Origin of the sequence: Paramesorhizobium deserti, from assembly GCF_001558695.1 — a bacterium.
Lineage (GTDB): Bacteria > Pseudomonadota > Alphaproteobacteria > Rhizobiales > Rhizobiaceae > Paramesorhizobium > Paramesorhizobium deserti.
This window is the reverse complement of sequence record NZ_LNTU01000012.1, coordinates 369073-387248: the sequence shown is the minus strand read 5'-3', so window position 1 is coordinate 387248 and position 18176 is coordinate 369073. Positions and strand designations below refer to the sequence as shown.

The 18176-nt window shown below is 62.5% G+C and carries 20 protein-coding genes; 5 read left to right on the top strand and 15 right to left on the bottom strand.

What is annotated here, in order from left to right; all coding sequences use genetic code 11:
- Positions 1-45: 45 nt before the first annotated feature.
- Both purL and ATN84_RS10930 read right to left on the bottom strand, forming a co-directional pair.
- Entirely contained in the window at positions 46-2262 is a 2217-nt protein-coding gene (gene purL / locus ATN84_RS10935) for a phosphoribosylformylglycinamidine synthase subunit PurL (protein ID WP_068881665.1), read from the bottom strand.
- A 157-nt stretch (positions 2263-2419) separates the two neighbouring features.
- On the bottom strand, positions 2420-3838 hold the full coding sequence (locus tag ATN84_RS10930; RefSeq protein WP_068881664.1) for an aminotransferase-like domain-containing protein: 1419 nt from the start codon (positions 3836-3838) through the stop codon (positions 2420-2422).
- Between the two features lie 83 nt (positions 3839-3921).
- Between ATN84_RS10930 and ATN84_RS28135 the strand changes: the two genes are divergently transcribed.
- Positions 3922-4194 (top strand): DUF1127 domain-containing protein, encoded by a 273-nt coding sequence (locus ATN84_RS28135; protein WP_068881663.1) that lies wholly within the window; start codon positions 3922-3924, stop codon positions 4192-4194.
- Positions 4195-4223: 29 nt separating this feature from the next.
- Here the strand turns inward: ATN84_RS28135 and ATN84_RS10920 are convergent, their stop codons facing one another.
- The 6 genes from ATN84_RS10920 to purC all read right to left on the bottom strand — a co-directional run bounded on the left by ATN84_RS10920 (position 4224) and on the right by purC (position 7452).
- Positions 4224-4640, bottom strand: coding sequence for a hypothetical protein (locus tag ATN84_RS10920; protein WP_068881662.1), 417 nt, complete (start codon positions 4638-4640; stop codon positions 4224-4226).
- A gap of 40 nt (positions 4641-4680) precedes the next feature.
- Positions 4681-5334: a glutathione S-transferase family protein gene (locus ATN84_RS10915; RefSeq protein WP_068881661.1), complete on the bottom strand. Its 654-nt coding sequence runs from the start codon at positions 5332-5334 to the stop codon at positions 4681-4683.
- 145 nt (positions 5335-5479) lie between these two features.
- Positions 5480-6148, bottom strand: a complete 669-nt coding sequence (gene purQ / locus ATN84_RS10910) for a phosphoribosylformylglycinamidine synthase subunit PurQ (RefSeq protein WP_068881660.1) — start codon at positions 6146-6148, stop codon at positions 5480-5482.
- The gene (locus ATN84_RS10905; protein WP_068881659.1) at positions 6145-6348 is read right to left on the bottom strand and encodes a hypothetical protein; all 204 of its coding nucleotides are present in this window, start codon (positions 6346-6348) and stop codon (positions 6145-6147) included. Before ATN84_RS10905 ends, purQ begins: the two co-directional genes overlap by 4 nt.
- Before the next feature lie 21 nt (positions 6349-6369).
- Positions 6370-6612 (bottom strand): phosphoribosylformylglycinamidine synthase subunit PurS, encoded by a 243-nt coding sequence (gene purS, locus ATN84_RS10900; RefSeq protein WP_068881658.1) that lies wholly within the window; start codon positions 6610-6612, stop codon positions 6370-6372.
- A gap of 75 nt (positions 6613-6687) precedes the next feature.
- A complete protein-coding gene (gene purC, locus ATN84_RS10895; RefSeq protein ID WP_068881657.1) occupies positions 6688-7452 on the bottom strand; it encodes a phosphoribosylaminoimidazolesuccinocarboxamide synthase in 765 nt (254 codons plus the stop codon).
- A 270-nt stretch (positions 7453-7722) separates the two neighbouring features.
- On the opposite strand from purC, the gene ATN84_RS10890 reads away from it, so the two are divergent.
- A complete protein-coding gene (locus ATN84_RS10890; protein WP_201026354.1) occupies positions 7723-8046 on the top strand; it encodes a DUF1476 domain-containing protein in 324 nt (107 codons plus the stop codon).
- Positions 8047-8161: 115 nt separating this feature from the next.
- The gene (locus tag ATN84_RS10885; RefSeq protein ID WP_068881656.1) at positions 8162-8923 is read left to right on the top strand and encodes an HpcH/HpaI aldolase family protein; all 762 of its coding nucleotides are present in this window, start codon (positions 8162-8164) and stop codon (positions 8921-8923) included.
- A 5-nt stretch (positions 8924-8928) separates the two neighbouring features.
- On the opposite strand, the gene ATN84_RS10880 is transcribed toward ATN84_RS10885, so the two are convergent.
- Positions 8929-9477, bottom strand: a complete 549-nt coding sequence (locus ATN84_RS10880) for an RBBP9/YdeN family alpha/beta hydrolase (RefSeq protein ID WP_068881987.1) — start codon at positions 9475-9477, stop codon at positions 8929-8931.
- 144 nt (positions 9478-9621) lie between these two features.
- On the opposite strand from ATN84_RS10880, the gene ATN84_RS10875 reads away from it, so the two are divergent.
- On the top strand, positions 9622-10428 hold the full coding sequence (locus ATN84_RS10875; RefSeq protein WP_425287392.1) for a VOC family protein: 807 nt from the start codon (positions 9622-9624) through the stop codon (positions 10426-10428).
- A 13-nt stretch (positions 10429-10441) separates the two neighbouring features.
- Here ATN84_RS10875 and ATN84_RS10870 read toward each other — a convergent pair whose 3' ends face one another.
- The 4 genes from ATN84_RS10870 to rpe all read right to left on the bottom strand — a co-directional run bounded on the left by ATN84_RS10870 (position 10442) and on the right by rpe (position 14130).
- The gene (locus ATN84_RS10870; RefSeq protein WP_068881654.1) at positions 10442-11308 is read right to left on the bottom strand and encodes an EamA family transporter; all 867 of its coding nucleotides are present in this window, start codon (positions 11306-11308) and stop codon (positions 10442-10444) included.
- Between the two features lie 15 nt (positions 11309-11323).
- Positions 11324-12625 carry an adenylosuccinate lyase gene (purB, locus tag ATN84_RS10865; RefSeq protein WP_068881653.1) on the bottom strand — a complete coding sequence of 434 codons (1302 nt, stop codon included), beginning with the start codon at positions 12623-12625 and terminating at the stop codon, positions 11324-11326.
- Positions 12626-12721: 96 nt separating this feature from the next.
- A complete protein-coding gene (locus tag ATN84_RS10860; protein WP_068881986.1) occupies positions 12722-13444 on the bottom strand; it encodes a DUF2259 domain-containing protein in 723 nt (240 codons plus the stop codon).
- A gap of 5 nt (positions 13445-13449) precedes the next feature.
- The gene (rpe, locus tag ATN84_RS10855) at positions 13450-14130 is read right to left on the bottom strand and encodes a ribulose-phosphate 3-epimerase (RefSeq protein ID WP_068881652.1); all 681 of its coding nucleotides are present in this window, start codon (positions 14128-14130) and stop codon (positions 13450-13452) included.
- 442 nt (positions 14131-14572) lie between these two features.
- Here rpe and ATN84_RS10850 point away from each other — a divergent pair, with 442 nt between their 5' ends.
- A complete protein-coding gene (locus tag ATN84_RS10850; protein WP_082766232.1) occupies positions 14573-15778 on the top strand; it encodes a multidrug effflux MFS transporter in 1206 nt (401 codons plus the stop codon).
- Positions 15779-15916: 138 nt separating this feature from the next.
- Here ATN84_RS10850 and ATN84_RS10845 read toward each other — a convergent pair whose 3' ends face one another.
- Together ATN84_RS10845 and ATN84_RS10840 are read right to left on the bottom strand one after the other, a co-directional pair.
- Positions 15917-16924, bottom strand: a complete 1008-nt coding sequence (locus ATN84_RS10845) for a P1 family peptidase (RefSeq protein ID WP_068881651.1) — start codon at positions 16922-16924, stop codon at positions 15917-15919.
- A 5-nt stretch (positions 16925-16929) separates the two neighbouring features.
- Positions 16930-18027: a branched-chain amino acid ABC transporter substrate-binding protein gene (locus ATN84_RS10840; protein WP_068881650.1), complete on the bottom strand. Its 1098-nt coding sequence runs from the start codon at positions 18025-18027 to the stop codon at positions 16930-16932.
- Positions 18028-18176 lie beyond the last annotated feature (149 nt).

The following is an 18176-nucleotide window of genomic DNA, read 5'->3' as shown; positions in this document are numbered from 1 at the left end:
AGGCATTATGGCCGATAAACGTGTCCGCTTTTCGGCCTTTTCTTGTCAATCCAGCACGATGCCGGTCATATAGGCCGGGAACCAGCCCTCATGGGCGTTCGTCAGATCGCCGACCGGAACGCTGAGGACGCCATCCACGACGAGCGACGAGCCGCCGACCGTGCCGAGCGTGCGGAAGGGAACGCCGGCGCCTTCGGCGTTGAGGGTGATGAGCTTGGCCATCTCCGGTTTCGCGGCGACGAGATAGCGGGCCTGGTCCTCGCCGAAAAGCAAGGCATGCCTTGGGCCGTCGCCGATATCGACCGTCGCGCCCTTGCCCGACTTGATGCACATTTCGGCGAGCGCTATCGCCAAGCCGCCATCGGAGAGATCGTGGCAGGCGGTCACCTGCCCGTTGCGGATCGCCGAGCGGACGAAATCGCCATTGCGCTTCTCGATCGCGAGTTCTACCGGCGGCGGCGGGCCGTCGGCGCGGTCGAGCAGATCGCGCATATAGATCGACTGGCCGAGATGCGCGCCGTCGCCGCCAAGCAGCACCAGCACGTCGCCCTCCTGCATGCCGCCGATCTTCGCTGTTGCGTTCCAGTCGGGGATTAGGCCGACGCCGGCGATCGTCGGGGTCGGCAGGATCGCCTCGCCATTGGTCTCGTTATAGAGCGAGACATTGCCCGAGACGATGGGGAAGGAGAGGGCGCGGCAGGCCTCGCCGATGCCGCCGATCGCCTTGACGAGCTGGCCCATGATCTCCGGCTTCTCCGGATTGCCGAAATTGAGATTGTCGGTGGAGGCGAGCGGCTCCGCGCCGACGGCGGTCAGGTTCCGCCAGCATTCGGCGACGGCCTGCTTGCCGCCCTCGAAGGGATCGGCCTCGACATAGCGCGGCGTCACGTCGGAGGAGAAGGCGAGGGCCTTGGTTTCATGGCCTTCGACGCGCACGACGCCGGCATCGCCGCCGGGGATCTGCAGCGAATTGCCCTGGATCAGCGTGTCATACTGCTCATAGACCCAGCGGCGCGACGAGAGATCGGGCGAGCCGACGAGCTTGAGCAGGGCCGCGCCATAATCCTCGACCCCCGGAACATTTTCAGCAGGCAGCGGCGCATGGCGGCCGGGCTCCATCCATGGGCGGTCATATTCCGGCGCCTCGTCGCCCAGTTCCTTGATCGGCAGGTTGGCGACTTCTTCGCCCTGATGCAGGACACGGAAGCGCAGATCGTCGGTGGTCTTGCCGACGATGGCGAAGTCGAGGCCCCATTTGCGGAAGATCGCCTCGGCTTCCGCTTCCTTCTCGGGCTTCAGCACCATGAGCATGCGCTCCTGGCTTTCCGAGAGCATCATCTCATAGGCGCTCATGCGCTCCTCGCGCACCGGCACCTTGTCGAGATCAAGCTCGATGCCGAGATCGCCCTTGGCGCCCATTTCGACGGCCGAGCAGGTGAGGCCGGCCGCACCCATATCCTGAATGGCGATGACAGCGCCCGAAGCCATCAGCTCAAGGCAGGCCTCAAGCAGGCACTTCTCGGTGAAGGGATCGCCGACCTGCACGGTCGGGCGCTTCTCTTCGATCGACTCATCGAATTCGGCCGACGCCATCGTCGCGCCGCCGACGCCGTCGCGGCCCGTCTTGGCGCCGAGATAGACGACCGGCAGGCCGACGCCTTCGGCTTTCGAATAGAAGATGCCGTCGGTTTTCGCGAGGCCCGCCGCAAAGGCGTTGACCAGGATATTGCCGTTATAGCGCTTGTCGAAATTCACTTCGCCGCCGACCGTCGGCACGCCGAAGGAATTGCCGTAGCCGCCGACGCCGGCGACCACGCCGGAAACCAGATGCCGGGTCTTGGGATGCTCGGGCTCGCCGAAGCGCAGCGCGTTCATCGCCGCCACCGGACGGGCGCCCATGGTGAAGACATCGCGCAAAATGCCGCCGACGCCGGTCGCAGCACCCTGATAGGGCTCGATATAGGAGGGGTGGTTGTGGCTCTCCATCTTGAAGACCACGCAGTCGCCATCGCCGATATCGACGACGCCGGCGTTCTCGCCCGGCCCCTGGATCACCTGCGGTCCTGATGTCGGCAGCGTGCGCAGCCATTTCTTCGAGCTCTTGTAGGAGCAGTGCTCGTTCCACATGGCCGAGAAGATGCCGAGCTCGGTAAAGCTCGGCTCGCGGCCGATGAGATCGAGAATGCGCTGATACTCGTCCGGCTTCAGGCCATGAGCGGCGATCAGGTCAGGCGTGATGGCGATGTCGTTGCGAATGGTCATTCTGTCCAATTTCTTTGATTACGGGCGCTGCCGATTATGTCCAGGAGAACCGCATGGATTGTTCACGTGGGCTATAGCCGAATTCCTGCCCGCCAAGAAAGGGAAACGGATGGGATTCCGTGAAAAAATCGCGATTTTTTCGTTTTGCGTTCTGAGCCTATTCCATGCCGTCATAGCCGGCGGAGGCATTGTCGAGAAGCTGGCGCAGCGTTTCGAAGCCGTACCGCACGCCCTTGCGATCCTCGATCGCCGAAAATGCGATGCGCACCCGGTGGCAGACCCGGTCGACCTGCCCGACCTTGAACACATCGGCCTCGTCGATGACGATGCCGCGTTCGAGCGCCGCCTTCTTATATGTGCCGGGAAGCCAGGGATCGGGAAGCTCCAGCCAGATATAGGCGCAGTGCGGATCACTTGCAAAGGTATGGCCGGCCATGACCTCCCGGGCGATCGCCTCGCGGGCGCGGGTCTCCTGCAGGACGGCAGCCTTCAGCCTGGCGGCCTCGCCACTCAGGACAAGACGTGCCGTAGCCTCCGTCATCGCGTATGAGATGCCGCCGGTCATCAGCTTCTTGGCGTTGATGACGCGGCTGGCGAAATTTGGCGGGCAGGAGGCCCAGCCGGCGCGCAGGCCCGCACTCAGCGTCTTCGAGACGCCGCTCAGGTGGAACGTCTGCTCCGGCATGATCGCGGCGAAGGGGGGAGGGACGTCGTCGAGCGCATTGCCGTAGATATTGTCCTCGATGATCCACACATTGTGACGATGCGCGATCTCGGCGATGCGCCTGCGGTTTTCCTCCGGCATCACCGTCATCGTCGGGTTGTTGAGAGTGGGGATCAGGACGAGCGCCTTCGGATGCTCGCGTGCGCAGACATTTTCGAAATCGTCCGGGTCTAGCCCGGCATCGCCGCCGCGCACCTTGATCGAACGACGCCCGATCAGCGTCGCGCCGCGCGCTATGGCGCTGTAGGTCAGTTCCTCGAAGGCGATCTTGTCTCCCGGCGCCGTTATGGCGGCGATCACGCTCCCGATTCCGCTTAGCACCCCGGGAATGGGAACGATGAAATCGAGAGGAGGGCGCCAGCCGCCGGTGGCGAGCCAGGCGCTGCCTGCCTCCCGCCACTCGTCCGATATCGCGCGCGTATAATCGTTGGCGCACCGCGGCTCGTCCGCGAAGACCTCCGCCACCAACTGGCCGATGACCGCCGACTGGCCGACATCGGCGGCGGCGGTCGAATCCATGCGCATCGCATTTGCGATGTGCGAGCCGTCGAGGCTTGCGGCCTTGGTTTCCGCCGCATGCCAGGCCGCCGATTTGGCGCCGATTTCGATGCGGTCCAGCACATAGGTGCCGCGGCCGATCTCGCCGGCGACGAGGCCGCGTTCGGCGGCAAGCGCATAGGCGCGGCTGATTGTCCCGATTGTCACCTTAAGCGCATAGGCCAATTCACGCTGCGGCGGTAGGCGTGCGCCGGGTTTCAGGATGCCGGAACCGACGTCCCTGTCCATCGCATCGGCGATCGCAATGTATTTCGGCGCGTTAAAGTCCGCGAGATCGGGAATCCAATTTGTCATGGTGACAATATTTAGCTTGAAACGAAAATGGAGTCAATGGATGGTGACAATCCGGCGGTTAACGCAGTTGCTGGAGAGATATAATGGATACAATGAGGACAATTGTCCCCCGGATAAGGGCGGAATATCCATCATTGGAGCAGCGTTCGGATCGGCATGAGCGGAAAAGGCCCCCAACCCTGGGGCAGTGGATTGCCTGGATCCTGCAGGGTTTCAAAGTACAGCGTACGCGCAGGGCGCTACGGCAGCTGACGGATGATGAGTTGCGGGATATCGGGCTGCGACCCGACGAGGCGGCACGGGAAGCCAAGCGCCCGATCTGGGACCGGAACACACCCTTTGACCGGTGGGGCTGAAAGGCCAGAAGCCCAGATGATGGGCGCGATCAGCCCGCGCCGCTGCAGCCGCTGCCACCCGCCGACCAGCGGCGGATATCCGATGCGATCCGGTTGCCGCCCGACTGGTGCATCAGCGGCCCGAAGGCTTCGACCTTGGCCGGATGGCCCTCCGCCTGGACGACGAGCAACGGGCGATCTCCCGGATTTCTGGCAGGCACGACAAGAATGCGCGGGCGGCCCGAGAAGGAGTTCAGCTCCGGCGCCAGCCGGTAGGGACGGAAGGTGGGGTCCTTCGACTTGAACCAACATGAATTGGCTGATAGCGCCACGCGCTCCATGGTGGCGAGCGCAGTGTTCTCGCTCGACAGAGCCAGGGCGCCGGGGCCCGGCTTGCTGTCGGATTGACAGGCCACAAGCGGGACAAGCATTGCAAGCGCTGCAATCACGAGAGAGGCTCTTTTCATGCGTGGAACTCCGCAGGGGTGAGGAGAGAAGAGGAAGATTTCAGACCAGATCGGGCTGGAATGCTTTGAGCCCGTCGCTCATTTCATCCCATACCCGCGTGAGCGGAGGATGCTGAACGGCATTGTGTGCATAGGCCTCGAATTTCGGATAGGGATCGAGCAGATCGTCAAGGCCGGTCATCTTGCGCAGCGGATTGAAGATGAAGCGGATCGGCGTCAGCCAGGCATCTGCAAAACTCATTTGCCGGCCAAAGGCGAACGGCCCATTCGACAGCCTTTCCTCAACGATCGAGAGGCCTTGCCTGAGCCTGGCGAGTTCTGCGGCAATCGCCGCCTCATCCCGCTCCGGCCTGCTGTGGAGGATGAAAAGCTCCGTCGCGGGCGTCAATATGTCGAGTTCAGCGATGCGCGCAATGAGGCGCACCCGCGCCCGGTCCTTCGGATCGGCGGGCAGGAGAGGCGGTTCGGGGAAGTGCTCTTCCAGATATTCCGCGATGACGGAGGCTTCGAAGAGCGTCTCGCCCGATCCGGTGATCAGCACCGGAATGCGTTTCGTCGGCGATATCGCGCGAAATTCCTCGGGGATCGGCACGCCGGGCGGCGGGGCGATGAGCTTTACCGGCAGGTCCTTGGCGTAGACGATGCCGCGAATGATGGAGGAATAGGGAGAAAGCGGCCGCGAATAAAGTTTCAAGGCTGCTGCCCTCCCTTAGAGCATTTCCAGCAAAAGTGCGAAGCGGTTTTGCGTCCGGAAATGCGTAAAAACAAACGGATAGAGCGGTTCCATCGTTTCTGTTTCAATCGGAACCGCTCTAGATCAATACCAGAATGCCATTCGATCAAGCCGCGATGCCGAGAACGCCCGAGAAGAGGGCGCGGCCGTCAGTGCCGCCATGCGCGGCCTCGATCAGATTTTCGGGATGCGGCATCATGCCGAGCACATTGCCGCGCTCGCTGACGATGCCGGCGATGTCGTTGATCGAGCCGTTCGGATTGGTGCCCTCGGCATAGCGGAAAGCGACCTGGCCTTCGCCCTCAAGGCGCTTCAGCGTCTCCTCGTCGGCAAAGAAATTGCCGTCATGATGGGCGACCGGGCAGCGGATGATCTGGCCGGGAGCGTAGCCCCGGGTGAAGGCGGTGTTGGCGTTGCTCACTTCGAGCTTCACCTCGCGGCAGACGAATTTGAGCGATGCATTGCGCATCAGCGCGCCGGGCAGCAGGCCAGCCTCGAGCAGAATCTGGAAGCCGTTGCAGACGCCCATGACCATGACGCCCTTTTCCGCCTTCTCGCGGATGGCGTTCATGATTGGCATGCGGGCCGCGATGGCGCCGCAGCGCAGGTAATCACCATAGGAGAAGCCGCCGGGAATGACGATCAGATCGACATCGGGGATTTCCGTGTCGGTCTGCCAGACGGTCTCGGGCGCCTTGCCGGAAATCTTGGTGAGCGCCGCGATCATGTCGCGGTCGCGGTTGAGGCCGGGGAGAAGGACGACAGCTGATTTCATGGGTGCGGTTCAAACCTTGCTTGTGCTTCGGCGAGCGAGAGTTTTTTCAGCTTCTCGATGCGCTCGCGACCTTCGGCTATTTGTCTGTTGGTTTCTTTCGAAGTGGCCACCAGATCATGCATGGAATCCACAAGGACATCCATTCGGCGCTCGAGTTCGAGCAGCTCTTTCAAAAGCCATTCCCGATCGATTTCAGCCATGCATCTCTCCGGTTGCAACCGTTACGCGATCTCCACGCTATAGTCTTCAATCACGGTGTTGGCGAGAAGCTTGTCGCACATCGCCTTGAGATGGCTTTCCGCCTGCGCCTTGTCCTTCGTGTCGAGCTCGACATCGAAGACCTTGCCCTGGCGCACGGAGTTGACGCCCTCGAAGCCGAGGCTGTCGAGCGCGCCGACGATGGCCTTGCCCTGCGGGTCGAGAACGCCGTTTTTCAATGTAACGGTGACGCGTGCCTTGATCACTGTTCTATCCTGCTGGAATCGTGCTGCGATTGAAATTGCTGGCCCCGGATGCATCGGCGTCCGGGGCTCAACGCCTTACTTGACCAGAACCGGCCCGGACGGACGGGGCGGCTCGTTCTCGTTCATGATGCCGAGGCGGCGCGCCACTTCCTGATAGGCCTCGACGAGCCCACCCATGTCGCGGCGGAAGCGGTCCTTGTCCAGCTTGTCATTGGTCTGGATGTCCCACAGGCGCGCGGAGTCCGGTGAAATCTCGTCAGCGACGACAATGCGCATCATGTCGCTTTCCCAGAGCCGGCCGCATTCGATCTTGAAATCGACGAGCTGGATGCCGACGCCGAGGAACAGGCCGGAGAGGAAGTCATTGACGCGGATGGCAAGCGCCATGATGTCGTCGATCTCCTGCGGGCTCGCCCAGCCGAAGGCGGTGATGTGCTCTTCTGACACCATCGGGTCGTCGAGCGCATCGGCCTTGTAGTAGAATTCGATGATCGAGCGCGGCAGGACGGTGCCTTCCTCGATGCCGAGACGCTTGGCGAGCGAGCCGGCGGCGATGTTGCGCACGACGACTTCGAGCGGGATGATCTCGACTTCCTTGATCAGCTGCTCGCGCATGTTCAGGCGACGGATGAAGTGGGTCGGGATGCCCATCCGGTTCAGCTGCGTGAAGATATGCTCGGAAATGCGGTTGTTGAGTACGCCTTTCCCGTCGACCACTTCATGCTTCTTCTTGTTGAAGGCGGTGGCGTCGTCCTTGAAGAACTGGATCAGGGTGCCGGGCTCAGGCCCTTCGTAAAGGATCTTGGCCTTGCCCTCGTAAATACGGCGGCGACGATTCATGGATTTTCCCAGATGTCTGACTTGATCGATCGGTCTTCCTGACCGCAGTGTTCGCGCGCTACCTATAGCAAACGGTCGCTTTTCACAATCATGCTTTGTGCCGCTCCCTTCGTTTTTCGTTCGCAAGCCCCAATTCGCAAGCCCCAAATGGACTCTGAGTCGCCCTTGCGGCATTCTCCGATTGATCTTGCGCGCCTCTTTTGATTTAGACAAGGCGACACCATATCGAACGCGGATTCGCGAACGAGAAACACCAGCGCTTGGAGTTAGATGATGACCGGGATGGACGATCGCAAGGACGCTTTCGAAAAGAAATTCGCCCACGATGCGGAATTGAAGTTCAAGGCGGAGGCGCGTCGCAACAAGCTGCTCGGCCTGTGGGCTGCGGAAAAACTGGGCAAAACCGGCGAAGATGCCGATGCCTATGCCAAGGAAGTGGTTGTGGCCGATTTTGAGGAAGCGGGCGACGAGGACGTGTTCCGCAAGATCCGCGCCGATTTCGATGCGGCCGGTGTTCAGCAGTCAGATCACCAGATCCGTCGCACCATGGAAGAATTCCTTGCGGAAGCGGTTCGTCAGATCCAGGAAAGCTGAGCTCAGCGCCATGGATTTCAGGAAAACCGCCCTTCATGGGCGGTTTTTTGTTGGATTGCAGCGCTGATGTTGTAGTTTCTCCCGGACCTTCGTCGATTTTTCCAGGATTTGCAGCATGTCCCTCGCTTCCCGCCTTCGCTCCGGTGAAACGCTTCTGTCGGCCTGGTCGGCCCTACCCGAGCCGCTGACGATCGAGGCGGTGGCGCGCACGGCGTTCGACGCCGTCACACTCGACATGCAGCATGGCGGCCATGACGAGCAAAGCGTACTGTACGGTCTCGGCCTCATCCTGGCGCTCGGCAAGCCGCCCGTGGTGCGCATTCCGGTGGGCCGCTTCGACATGGCGAGCCGGGCGCTCGATTTCGGCGCCGAAGCCGTCATCGCCCCGATGATCAACTCGGTCGAGGATGCGGAGCGTTTCGCGGCCGCGATGAAATATCCGCCGGTCGGTGAACGATCCTGGGGGCCGTTCCGGAGCAATGCCGGCTATGGCGAGCGCGGATCGAACGATTATCTGACCAATGCCAACCGCGAGACGCTTGCCTTCGCCATGATCGAGACACGGGCGGCATTCGAGGCGCTGGACGGCATATTGGGCGTGCGCGGCATAGACGGCGTGTTCGTCGGGCCGGGTGATTTCTCGATCGCCTGGAGCAATGGCCGCGAATCTAACCCGGCTTCGGATGCGCTGGTCGAGCCGCTGACGGAAATCGCCCGCAAGGCTTCAGCCGTCGGCAAGCTCGCCGGCATCTACGCGCCAAATCCCGATTTCGCGCGGCGCTATAACCCGCTCGGCTACCGTTTCATCACGGTTTCGCACGACACGAGCTATATCCAGCTCGGCGCAAAGGCGCTGGTCGACGCGATCAAAGCTTAAAAAAGCTAAAGTCTCGACAGGAACTGCGCGAAGACCATCGAGCCTTCCGGCCAGGGGCCATGGCCGGACTCGGCGTTGATGTGACCGGCTTCGCCCGCATCGATGAAGAACGATCCCCAGGCCGAGGCGATTTCGTCGGCCACCTCGTAGCGGCAGAAGGGATCGTTGCGGCTGGCGATGGTGATCGAGGGAAAGGGCAGGGGATCGCGCGGGTAGGGGCCGAATGTCATCAAATGGCGCGGCCTGACCGTGGGATCGGCCACATCGGGCGGCGCGACGAAGAACGCGCCCTTCACCTTGTCCTTGATTGCGGGCAGGGCGTGGATCGCGGTCGCCACGCCGAGCGAATGGGCGACGAGGACGATGGGCCGCGTCGCCTGGCTCGCCGCCTTGACGAGTTCGGCCACCCAGTCCTCGCGCACCGGCTTTGACCATTCCGCCTGCTCGACCCGTCGCGCGGTCGAAAGCTTCGCCTGCCATCGGCTCTGCCAATGGTCGGGGCCTGAATTGGTGTAACCTGGGATGATCAGGATATCGGCGTCTTTGACTTTCATCGCCCCCATTTAGATCGCGAGCCGCTGCTCTTCAAGACGGCCAGGGAAGCATTTGAGTGTGTTCGGTGAACAGCCTGTTCGCTGAAACGCGGCTTGCCCGGCATGGTGATTGTGGCGATCTATCTCTCAGAAATGGAGAAAGAAATGAGCGACGTACCTTTTGCAGTCACGACGCCGGTCCGCGTTGCCAGGGTGGGTTTGAAGGCCAGGGACGCAGAAAGTCTCGCCGCCTATTATCAGGATATCATTGGCCTGAAGGAAATAGCGCGTCGCGGCAGCGCCATCGTCCTTGGCGCCGGCGACCGGGAGTTGCTGGAAATCGAGCAGTTTTCCGCGGCAAGGCCCGACGATCCCCGTAGTGCCGGGCTTTACCACACTGCGTTCCTTCTGCCGTCGCGCGGTGATCTGGCACTCTGGGCGCGCCAGGCGATCGACCGGCATATCCCGATCGCCGGCGCATCCGATCATCTCGTCAGCGAGGCCATCTACCTGACCGACCCGGAAGGCAACGGCATCGAGATCTATGCCGACCGCCCGCATGAGACTTGGCAGTGGAACGGCCCGAAGGTCGCCATGGCGACCGAGCGGCTCGATGTCGCCGACCTCCTGGGCGAACTGGCGGAAACCAAGCGGATTTGGGACGGGGCGCCGGAGAATACCGTCATCGGCCATGTGCATCTGCGTGTCGGCAACGCCGGAGAGGCGGAAGACTGGTGGCATCGCGAGCTCGGCTTCGACACGGTGCAGACCTATGGCGACAAGGCTGTGTTCCTTTCCACCGGCGGCTATCACCATCATATCGCCGCCAATTCCTGGCAGAGTCCGGGCGCCGGCCGGCGCGAGAAGGGCCGTGCGGGTCTCGCATGGGTCGAACTTGAAGATACGCGCGGCGGGAAGTCGAAATCCCTGGAGGATCCGTGGGGCACCGTTATCAGAACGGTCGCGGCCTAGCGCATATCAAATGTCAAATTCGCCGCACTAGCCTCGGCCCGAATATGTTGATCATCAGGCCGAAGAAGATCAGCAACGAACCAAGCGCCGCCTGAGCATCAAGTCGTTCGCCAAAGGCGACCGCTGTCGATCCCATGCCGAAGACCGGGATCAGAAGCGCGAACGGGGTGACGACAGCCGCCGGATGCTTGCGCAGCAGGAAGACCCAGGCGGTGAAGGCAAACACGGTCGTCGGCCAGGCGAGAAAGGCGATCGAGCCAAAGCCGACGAGCGAGGGCATATGCGGCGGCAGGCCGAATGTCGTGCCTTCGAAGACCGCCGACAGGACGAACAGCGGCACGGGTGCGGCGAGCGACGACCAGAGCACGAACGGCAGCATTTTCTGGGGCTTGGCCGCCTTGGCGATGATATTGGCAATTCCCCACGCGGCTGCCGAGACAAGCACGAGCAGGAAAGGCATCAGCGGCGCGTCCTCGGCCCGCGACCAGCCGATAAGGCCGATGCCGGCGAGCGCAACCGCAGCGCCGGCAATCTGCGTCGGGCCAGGCCGTTCGCCGAAGAGAACTGCCGAAATGACAATGGTGAAGAACACCTGCATCTGCACGACGATCGAGGCAAGTCCCGCCGGCATGCCGAGAGAGATCGCCATGAACAGGAGCCCGAACATCACCACGCCCTGCATGACGCCATAGGCGATCAGCCAGCGCGCGCCCACATCCGGACGCCCGGCGAAGAACACCAGCGGCACGGCGGCGAAGAAGAAGCGATAGCCTGTCAGGAGCAGCGGCGGTATCTCGGCGACGCCCGCCTTGATGGCGACGAAGGCGAAGCCATAGGCGGCGGCGGCGAGGATCGCCAGCAGGACATGCTTCAACGGCATCGGGTAAGCGTCCGTTTAGCCGAACACCCTTCGGAAGATCGTATCGACATGCTTGGTGTGATAGCCGAGATCGAACTTCTCGCGGATCTGCTCCTCCGATAGCGCGGCGCGCACGTCCTGGTCGGCCAGCAGTTCCTCGAGGAAATCCTTGCCCTGTTCCCAGACCTTCATGGCATTGCGCTGGACGAGGCGATAGGCGTCCTCGCGGCTGACGCCGGCCTGCGTCAGCGCCAGAAGCACGCGCTGCGAGTGGATGAGCCCGCGGAACTTGTTCATGTTGGCGATCATGTTCTCGGGGTAGATCACCAGTTTCTCGATCACGCCTGCGAGGCGACTGAGCGCGAAATCGAGCGTGATGGTTGTATCAGGCCCGATGGCGCGCTCGACGCTCGAATGCGAGATGTCGCGCTCGTGCCAGAGCGCCACATTCTCCATCGCCGGCGTCACCGACATGCGCACCAGGCGGGCGAGGCCGGTCAGGTTCTCGGTCAGCACCGGGTTGCGCTTGTGCGGCATGGCCGAGGAGCCCTTCTGGCCGGGCGAGAAGAACTCTTCCGCCTCCAGCACCTCGGTGCGCTGCATATGGCGGATTTCGATGGCGATGTTCTCCATCGATGAGGCGATGACGCCCAGCGTGGCGAAGAACATGGCGTGACGGTCGCGCGGGATGACCTGCGTGGAAACCGGCTCCGGCTGAAGGCCGAGCTTGGCGCAGACGTGCTCCTCGACGCGCGGGTCGATATTGGCGAAGGTGCCGACCGCGCCGGAGATGGCGCCGGTGGCGATTTCGGCCCGCGCGGCGACGAGGCGGGCGCGGCCCCGCGCCATCTCTGCATAAAAGCGCGCGAAGGTCAGGCCCATCGTGGTCGGCTCGGCATGGATGCCGTGGCTGCGGCCGATCCGCACCGTGTCCTTGTGCTCGAAAGCGCGCTTTTTCAGCGCCGCGAGCACCTGGTCGAGATCGGCGATCAGAATATCGGCGGCGCGCACGAGCTGGATGTTGAAGGTCGTATCGAGCACGTCCGACGAGGTCATGCCCTGATGCACGAAACGCGAATCCGGGCCGATGAATTCGGCGAGATGGGTCAGGAAGGCGATGACGTCGTGCTTGGTGACGGCCTCGATCTCATCGATCCGCGCAACGTTGAATTTCGCCGCGCCGCCCTTTTCCCAAATCGTCTTCGCCGCTTCCTTGGGAATAACGCCCAGTTCGGCCAGCGCGTCGCAGGCATGGGCCTCGATCTCGAACCAGATGCGGAATTTCGTTTCGGGGGACCAGATGGCGACCATTTCCGGCCGCGAATAGCGCGGGATCATGTTTTCATCCTGTTACGGGAGCCTGTCTGCCGTGGGCAATAACAGACGCAAGCCTATCACTCAACGTATGTTTTGGGCACGGTTTCCCGCCGGCCGCTATCGTCTGGTAACGGCGAGCCAGCGATGGTCGGGGCCTTCGAAGCCGACGCTGCGCACCGCAATCAGGATCGCGCTGACGGGCCGCCCCTCCACGTCATGGGAGATCTGCACGGCGCCGATGCGATAGCCGAGCGGGCAGGCGCGGCTTGCCGGAATGCTCTTGTCTTCATGCAGCAGCCTGGTCATGCCATCAGGCGTCGGGTTGATTTCCACGAGGCGGAAACCTTTCATCTCGCCCAGATCCCTGCAATCTGCGGGCGGAGGCGGCGCGATTTCGGTCAGACGGAATTCTATTGGCGTGTCGATGGCCGGAAAAACGGGGCGGGGATTAACGACGATACGGAACGGATCGGCCGAAAGTTCGGTCACCGGATTGAAGGCGACGGTCTCTCCGGCATGGGCGCGAAGCGCGTCGTCGGGGACATGCGCCGCGGCTTCGCCCTTCAAGCGGGCTTCCCTGCGCGCCTCGTCGATTGTCGCGCCGTCGCGGTCGAGCCGTATCCGGATCGGCGTTCCGGGCAGGAAGCGGTCGTCTTCGGTCGAGATATAGAAGCGATTGGCATAGGGAAAGCCGGAGCCGTCCTGCACACCATATTCCTCGAAGGCGAAGATTCCGCCGTCTTTCGAAAAGCCGATGATATCAAGGCGTGCCGCATCTCCGGCATGAGCGGCAAAGGCCGCCGATAGGAAAAGAAAGATTGCCGCGAGAACGGTCCGCATCTGCATCATCCCTTTCGCACGCCCAGCGCCGCCGAGCGGATGGCGTCGATACTGGCGCGGTAAGCGTCGACCGAACCGCCCCTGTAGATGGCCGAGCCGGCGACGAGGGCATTGGCGCCCGCCATGCCGACGTCGGCCGCTGTTTCCACGGTGATGCCGCCATCCACTTCGATATCGATCGGACGATCGCCGATCATTGCCTTGACGCGGCGGATCTTTTCAAGCGTGGCCGGGATGAATTTCTGGCCGCCGAAACCGGGATTGACCGTCATGACCAGGATCAGGTCGACATCGTCAAGCACATATTCCAGCACCGTCTCCGGTGTCGCCGGATTGAGCGAGACGCCGGCCTTCTTGCCGAGCGCGCGGATCGTCTGCAATGAGCGGTGGAGATGCGGGCCGGCCTCGGCATGGACGGTGATGATGTCGGAGCCCGCCTTGGCGAAGGCTTCGAGATAGGGATCGCAGGGCGCGATCATCAGATGCGTGTCGAACACCGCCTCGGTGAGCGGTCTTATCGCCTTCACCACATCCGGGCCGAAGGTGATGTTCGGCACGAAATGCCCGTCCATGACATCGATATGAATCCAGTCCGCGCCCGCATCGAGGACATCGGTGACTTCCTGGCCGAGCTTCGCGAAATCGGAAGCGAGGATCGATGGCGAAATGACGAGCGGACGGGGCATGGCGGTCTCCGTGGAAAACTAGAGCGCCGTTAGCACGGAGAGGCGAGGCGGGGAAGCCTTATCGCCGACTCAAGACCGGAAAGGGGCACGCGCGGCAGGTTCCGCCGCACCGGTGCCGCGCGATGGCGCAGGCCCGGTGCAGACATCGGTTGAGATTCTATTGAACAGGCTTTCATGCCCAATTCGCAATCACGATCGCGTCGGCTGCTCAGGAATTCTGCACCATTCCGGGCAGTTGCTTTCGACCTCTTTGCAGACGTTGACCCCACGTCAATTCCCCTCTAACTATCTCACCATGAATGTTGAAATGATCTTTGTCGTAGTAGGAACGCGCATGGGCAAGGCGGCATAGCCGCCAGGCGAAGCACCCATGCGCGGTACTTAGGCCCCGGACGGGGCTTTTTTTATGCCCAGAATTCACCATCCCCGGGACTTCACCCCAATGGCCATGCCAAAATTACCACACCCTCCACACCTATCCACGCTGATTCTGCTGTCGGCGCTCGGTATTCTTCCCGTCAACATCTTTCTTCCTTCTTTGACGAACATGGCAGCGGAGTTCGGTGTGGATTACGGCGTCGTCGGGCTTACGATCGCCGTCTACGCTGCTGCTTCGGCATGCCTCCAGATTGTGATGGGGCCGCTGTCGGACAGGTTTGGGCGTCGTCCTGTGATCCTTTGGGGGCTGGCGGTCTTTGTGATCGCCACGATCGGATGTGTTGTTGCCCCTGATGTCCGGACCTTTCTCGCCTGCAGGATGATCCAGGCTGTTATTGCGCCGACCTATGCGGTGTCGATGGCTGTCATTCGGGATACGGCCAGCAAGGAACAGGCTGCCAGCAAGATCGGCTATGTCGCGGCGGCGTGGGCCGTGGCGCCTATGCTTGGCCCGAGCTTTGGCGGTCTGCTTGACGAGGCGTTCGGGTGGCGGGCCAGCTTTTGGTTTCTCGCCATCTTCGGGATCGCTGTGTTTGCCTTATGTTGGATCGATCTGCATGAGACGAACCGCAGCCCGTCGAACACGATTGCCGAGCAATTGCGTGCCTATCCTGAATTACTCGGATCGAGACGTTTCTGGGCCTATGCGTTGTGTATGGCCTTTTCGGTCGGCGCTTTCTATGCGTTTTTGGCCGGCGCACCTCTCGTCGCCAGTTCCGCCTTTGACCTGTCTCCGGCGACGCTCGGCATCTATATGGGCTCGATAACCGGAGGTTTCATGTTCGGAAGCTTTCTTTCCGGGCGTTTCGCGTGTCGATTCCAGTTGACCACCACGCTGATCGCGGGACGGGTGATCGCCTGCGCCGGTCTTCTGCTCGGCCTGATCCTGCATTTCATGGGAATCGACCATGTAATGGCACTGTTTGGCCCGTGCATGTTTGTTGGAGTGTCAAACGGCCTGACAATGCCGAGTGCAAACGCAGGCGCGATTTCAGTTCGCCCGAAGCTCACTGGAAGCGCTGCGGGTCTGGCGAGCGCGATTGCAGTCACAGGTGGCGCCGCGATGTCATCGATCGCGGGCGCCGTTCTGACAGATGAGAACGCCCGTTATACGCTTCTTCTCGTCATGCTGAGCTCTGCGACGATTGCACTCGCAGCAGCTCTGAGTACACACTATCTGGAACGTGCTTCATTGGACGACAGCCGCTAATCAGTCGAGTTTGCGACCGACTACTCTCGCAGCGGCCGCGCACGCAAGCCGCAGCGTGAGACCCGCTTCCCCCCGACTCCGACGCTGCAAAAACCAACCTTCAAGACCGGCCCTGAATACCCCACCATCGCCCGGCGCTTACGGCCCGGAACGCGCTTTCCAGACCGGAAATGGATCATTCTCCGCAGGTTGCGCCGCATGGACGCCGCGGGCGATGGCGCGGGCCATGGTGGAGGCGGCTGCGGCGCAGAGATCGATGAAATCCTCGATCTGCGGCGCGGCGCCGCCTGTCCCCGTCGCCAGCGCGAAAACCAGATCGCCGTCAAACGGCGTGTGCGCCGGCCAGATGGCGCGGGCGAAGCCGTCATGAGCCGCTGTGGCGAGGCGTTTTGCCTGCGCCTTGGTGAGGATCGCATCGGTGGCGATGACGGCGATGGTGGTGTTTTCGAGCGGCGCGGGGTCTCGGAATTTCAGCCTGATGTCGGTCGCATCGGCGGGCAGGGGATGCGGCAGGCCGAGGCCGCCGAATTCCGCGCCGATTTCGAAGGGCGCCGCCCAGAAATGCCGGCTTTGACCAATTGTGACCGAGCCCATCGCATTGGCGGCGGCGAGCGCGCCGATGGTGATGCCATTGTCGAGAACGGTCGAGGCGGAGCCGAGCCCGCCCTTCAGGCCGCTGACCAGCGCGCCGGTGCCCGCGCCCGCCGTGCCGATAGCGAAATCCTGCGTGGCGTTCTCCACGGCCTGATAGCCGAGCTCGCGATAGGGCGGATAGCGGCCCCAATCCTTGTCCCCGCCATTCCTGAGATCGAAGAGGATGGCGGCGGGCACGATGGGGACACGATATCCGCCGACCTCGAAGCCGATGCCCCGCTCGCGCAGCGCCGCCTGCACGCCGGAGGCGGCATCGAGGCCGAAGGCCGAGCCGCCTGACAGAACCAGCGCATTGACCGCCTCCACCGTGTTGTGCGGCTCCAGAAGGTCGGTCTCGCGGGTGCCGGGAGCGCCGCCCATGACGTGTACGGCGGCGGTGGCGGGATTATCGCAGAGGATTGCGGTGACGCCGCTCTTGATGCGCACATCCAAGGCATTGCCGACACGCAGGCCGCCCACATCGGTCAGGAGATTGCGGGGCCCGTGTTTCAATGCCGTCACTCCGCCGCGGGGACGAATTGGCTGCCGTCATAGCGGAACAGCCGGTAGGGATTATCGCTGCGATAGCCGCTTTCGTCGAAACGGATGGTGCCGAGCGCTGTGTCGAATGTCTTGGTGCGCAGCGTGGCAAGTACCGGCTGCTTCTCGGTCTCCGCCGCCGTCGCCGCCTGAATGGCAATCTGCAGCATCGCATATCCCGGCACGGCATAGCCCTCGGCGGGTCTTTCCGCCGCGCGCAGCGCTGCCACGGCGGGTGCGGCGGCGGGCAGGGTTTCGGCTTCCGGCGCGGCGATCATCAATGTATCGGGCGCAAGGTCCACGGCGCCGGGGGCGGCGCGCAGCGCTTCGTCGCCGACGATCGTCAGGGGATAGTTGAGCTGGGCAGCGGCAGCGGCGATCGCCGCCGCATCGTCGCGCTCGCCGCCGATGAAGACCTCTGTGGCCCCGGCGCGGCGCAACAGCGCGACGAGCGCGCCCTGATTGTCCAGTCCGGGCCGGTAAGTCTCGGTCAGGACCGGTTTCAACCCCTTTTCCTCGATCTGGGTGCGGACGGCATGCGCCAACTCCCGGCCGCGGATCGTGCCGTCGTCGATGATGGCGAAGGCCTTGTCATGCCACAAATTCGCGAGAATATCGCCCGCCGCGACGGCTTCCCGATCCCTTGGAAGGAGAAGGCGGAAGACGGGCAGGGGCTCCTTCGCCCGCCTTTCGATGAGACCCGCCTCGCGGATGGCCGGTGTGACCACGGGAATGTTCTTCTCGCCCAAGAGCGGCAGGGCCGCCTCCAGCGCCTCGGTGCACAGAAAACCGGTGACGATCCGCACGCCCGCCTTGATGAATGTCTCCGCCGCTTCGGCCCCGCCCTCGGCCGAGCATTTGTCGTCGATGATGATAGGGGTGGTTGCCTCCCCGGTAGGCGCCGTTGTCGTCGCCAGATGCGCGCCATCGGTCAGTTGTTGGCCCAGAAGCGCGAAGGGACCAGTGAGCGGTGCCGCAACGCCGATGCGCATCTCGGCCCCGGCGGCGGGTATTGCTGCCGCAAATGGCACCGCGAGGCTCAAAAACATCGTTCGGAGAAGCGATAAATGCTTCATTCTGCTTTGTTGATCCTAGAATGTCACACTATGTAAGCGGGTAGCGGTTTCCGTCCGGCTGCGCAATGGCGCTTATCACTTCCATAAGCGGGTGCGTGTACAAACGGTCATAAATCCTTATGTTCAGGGCAGCAATGACGGCATAAGCC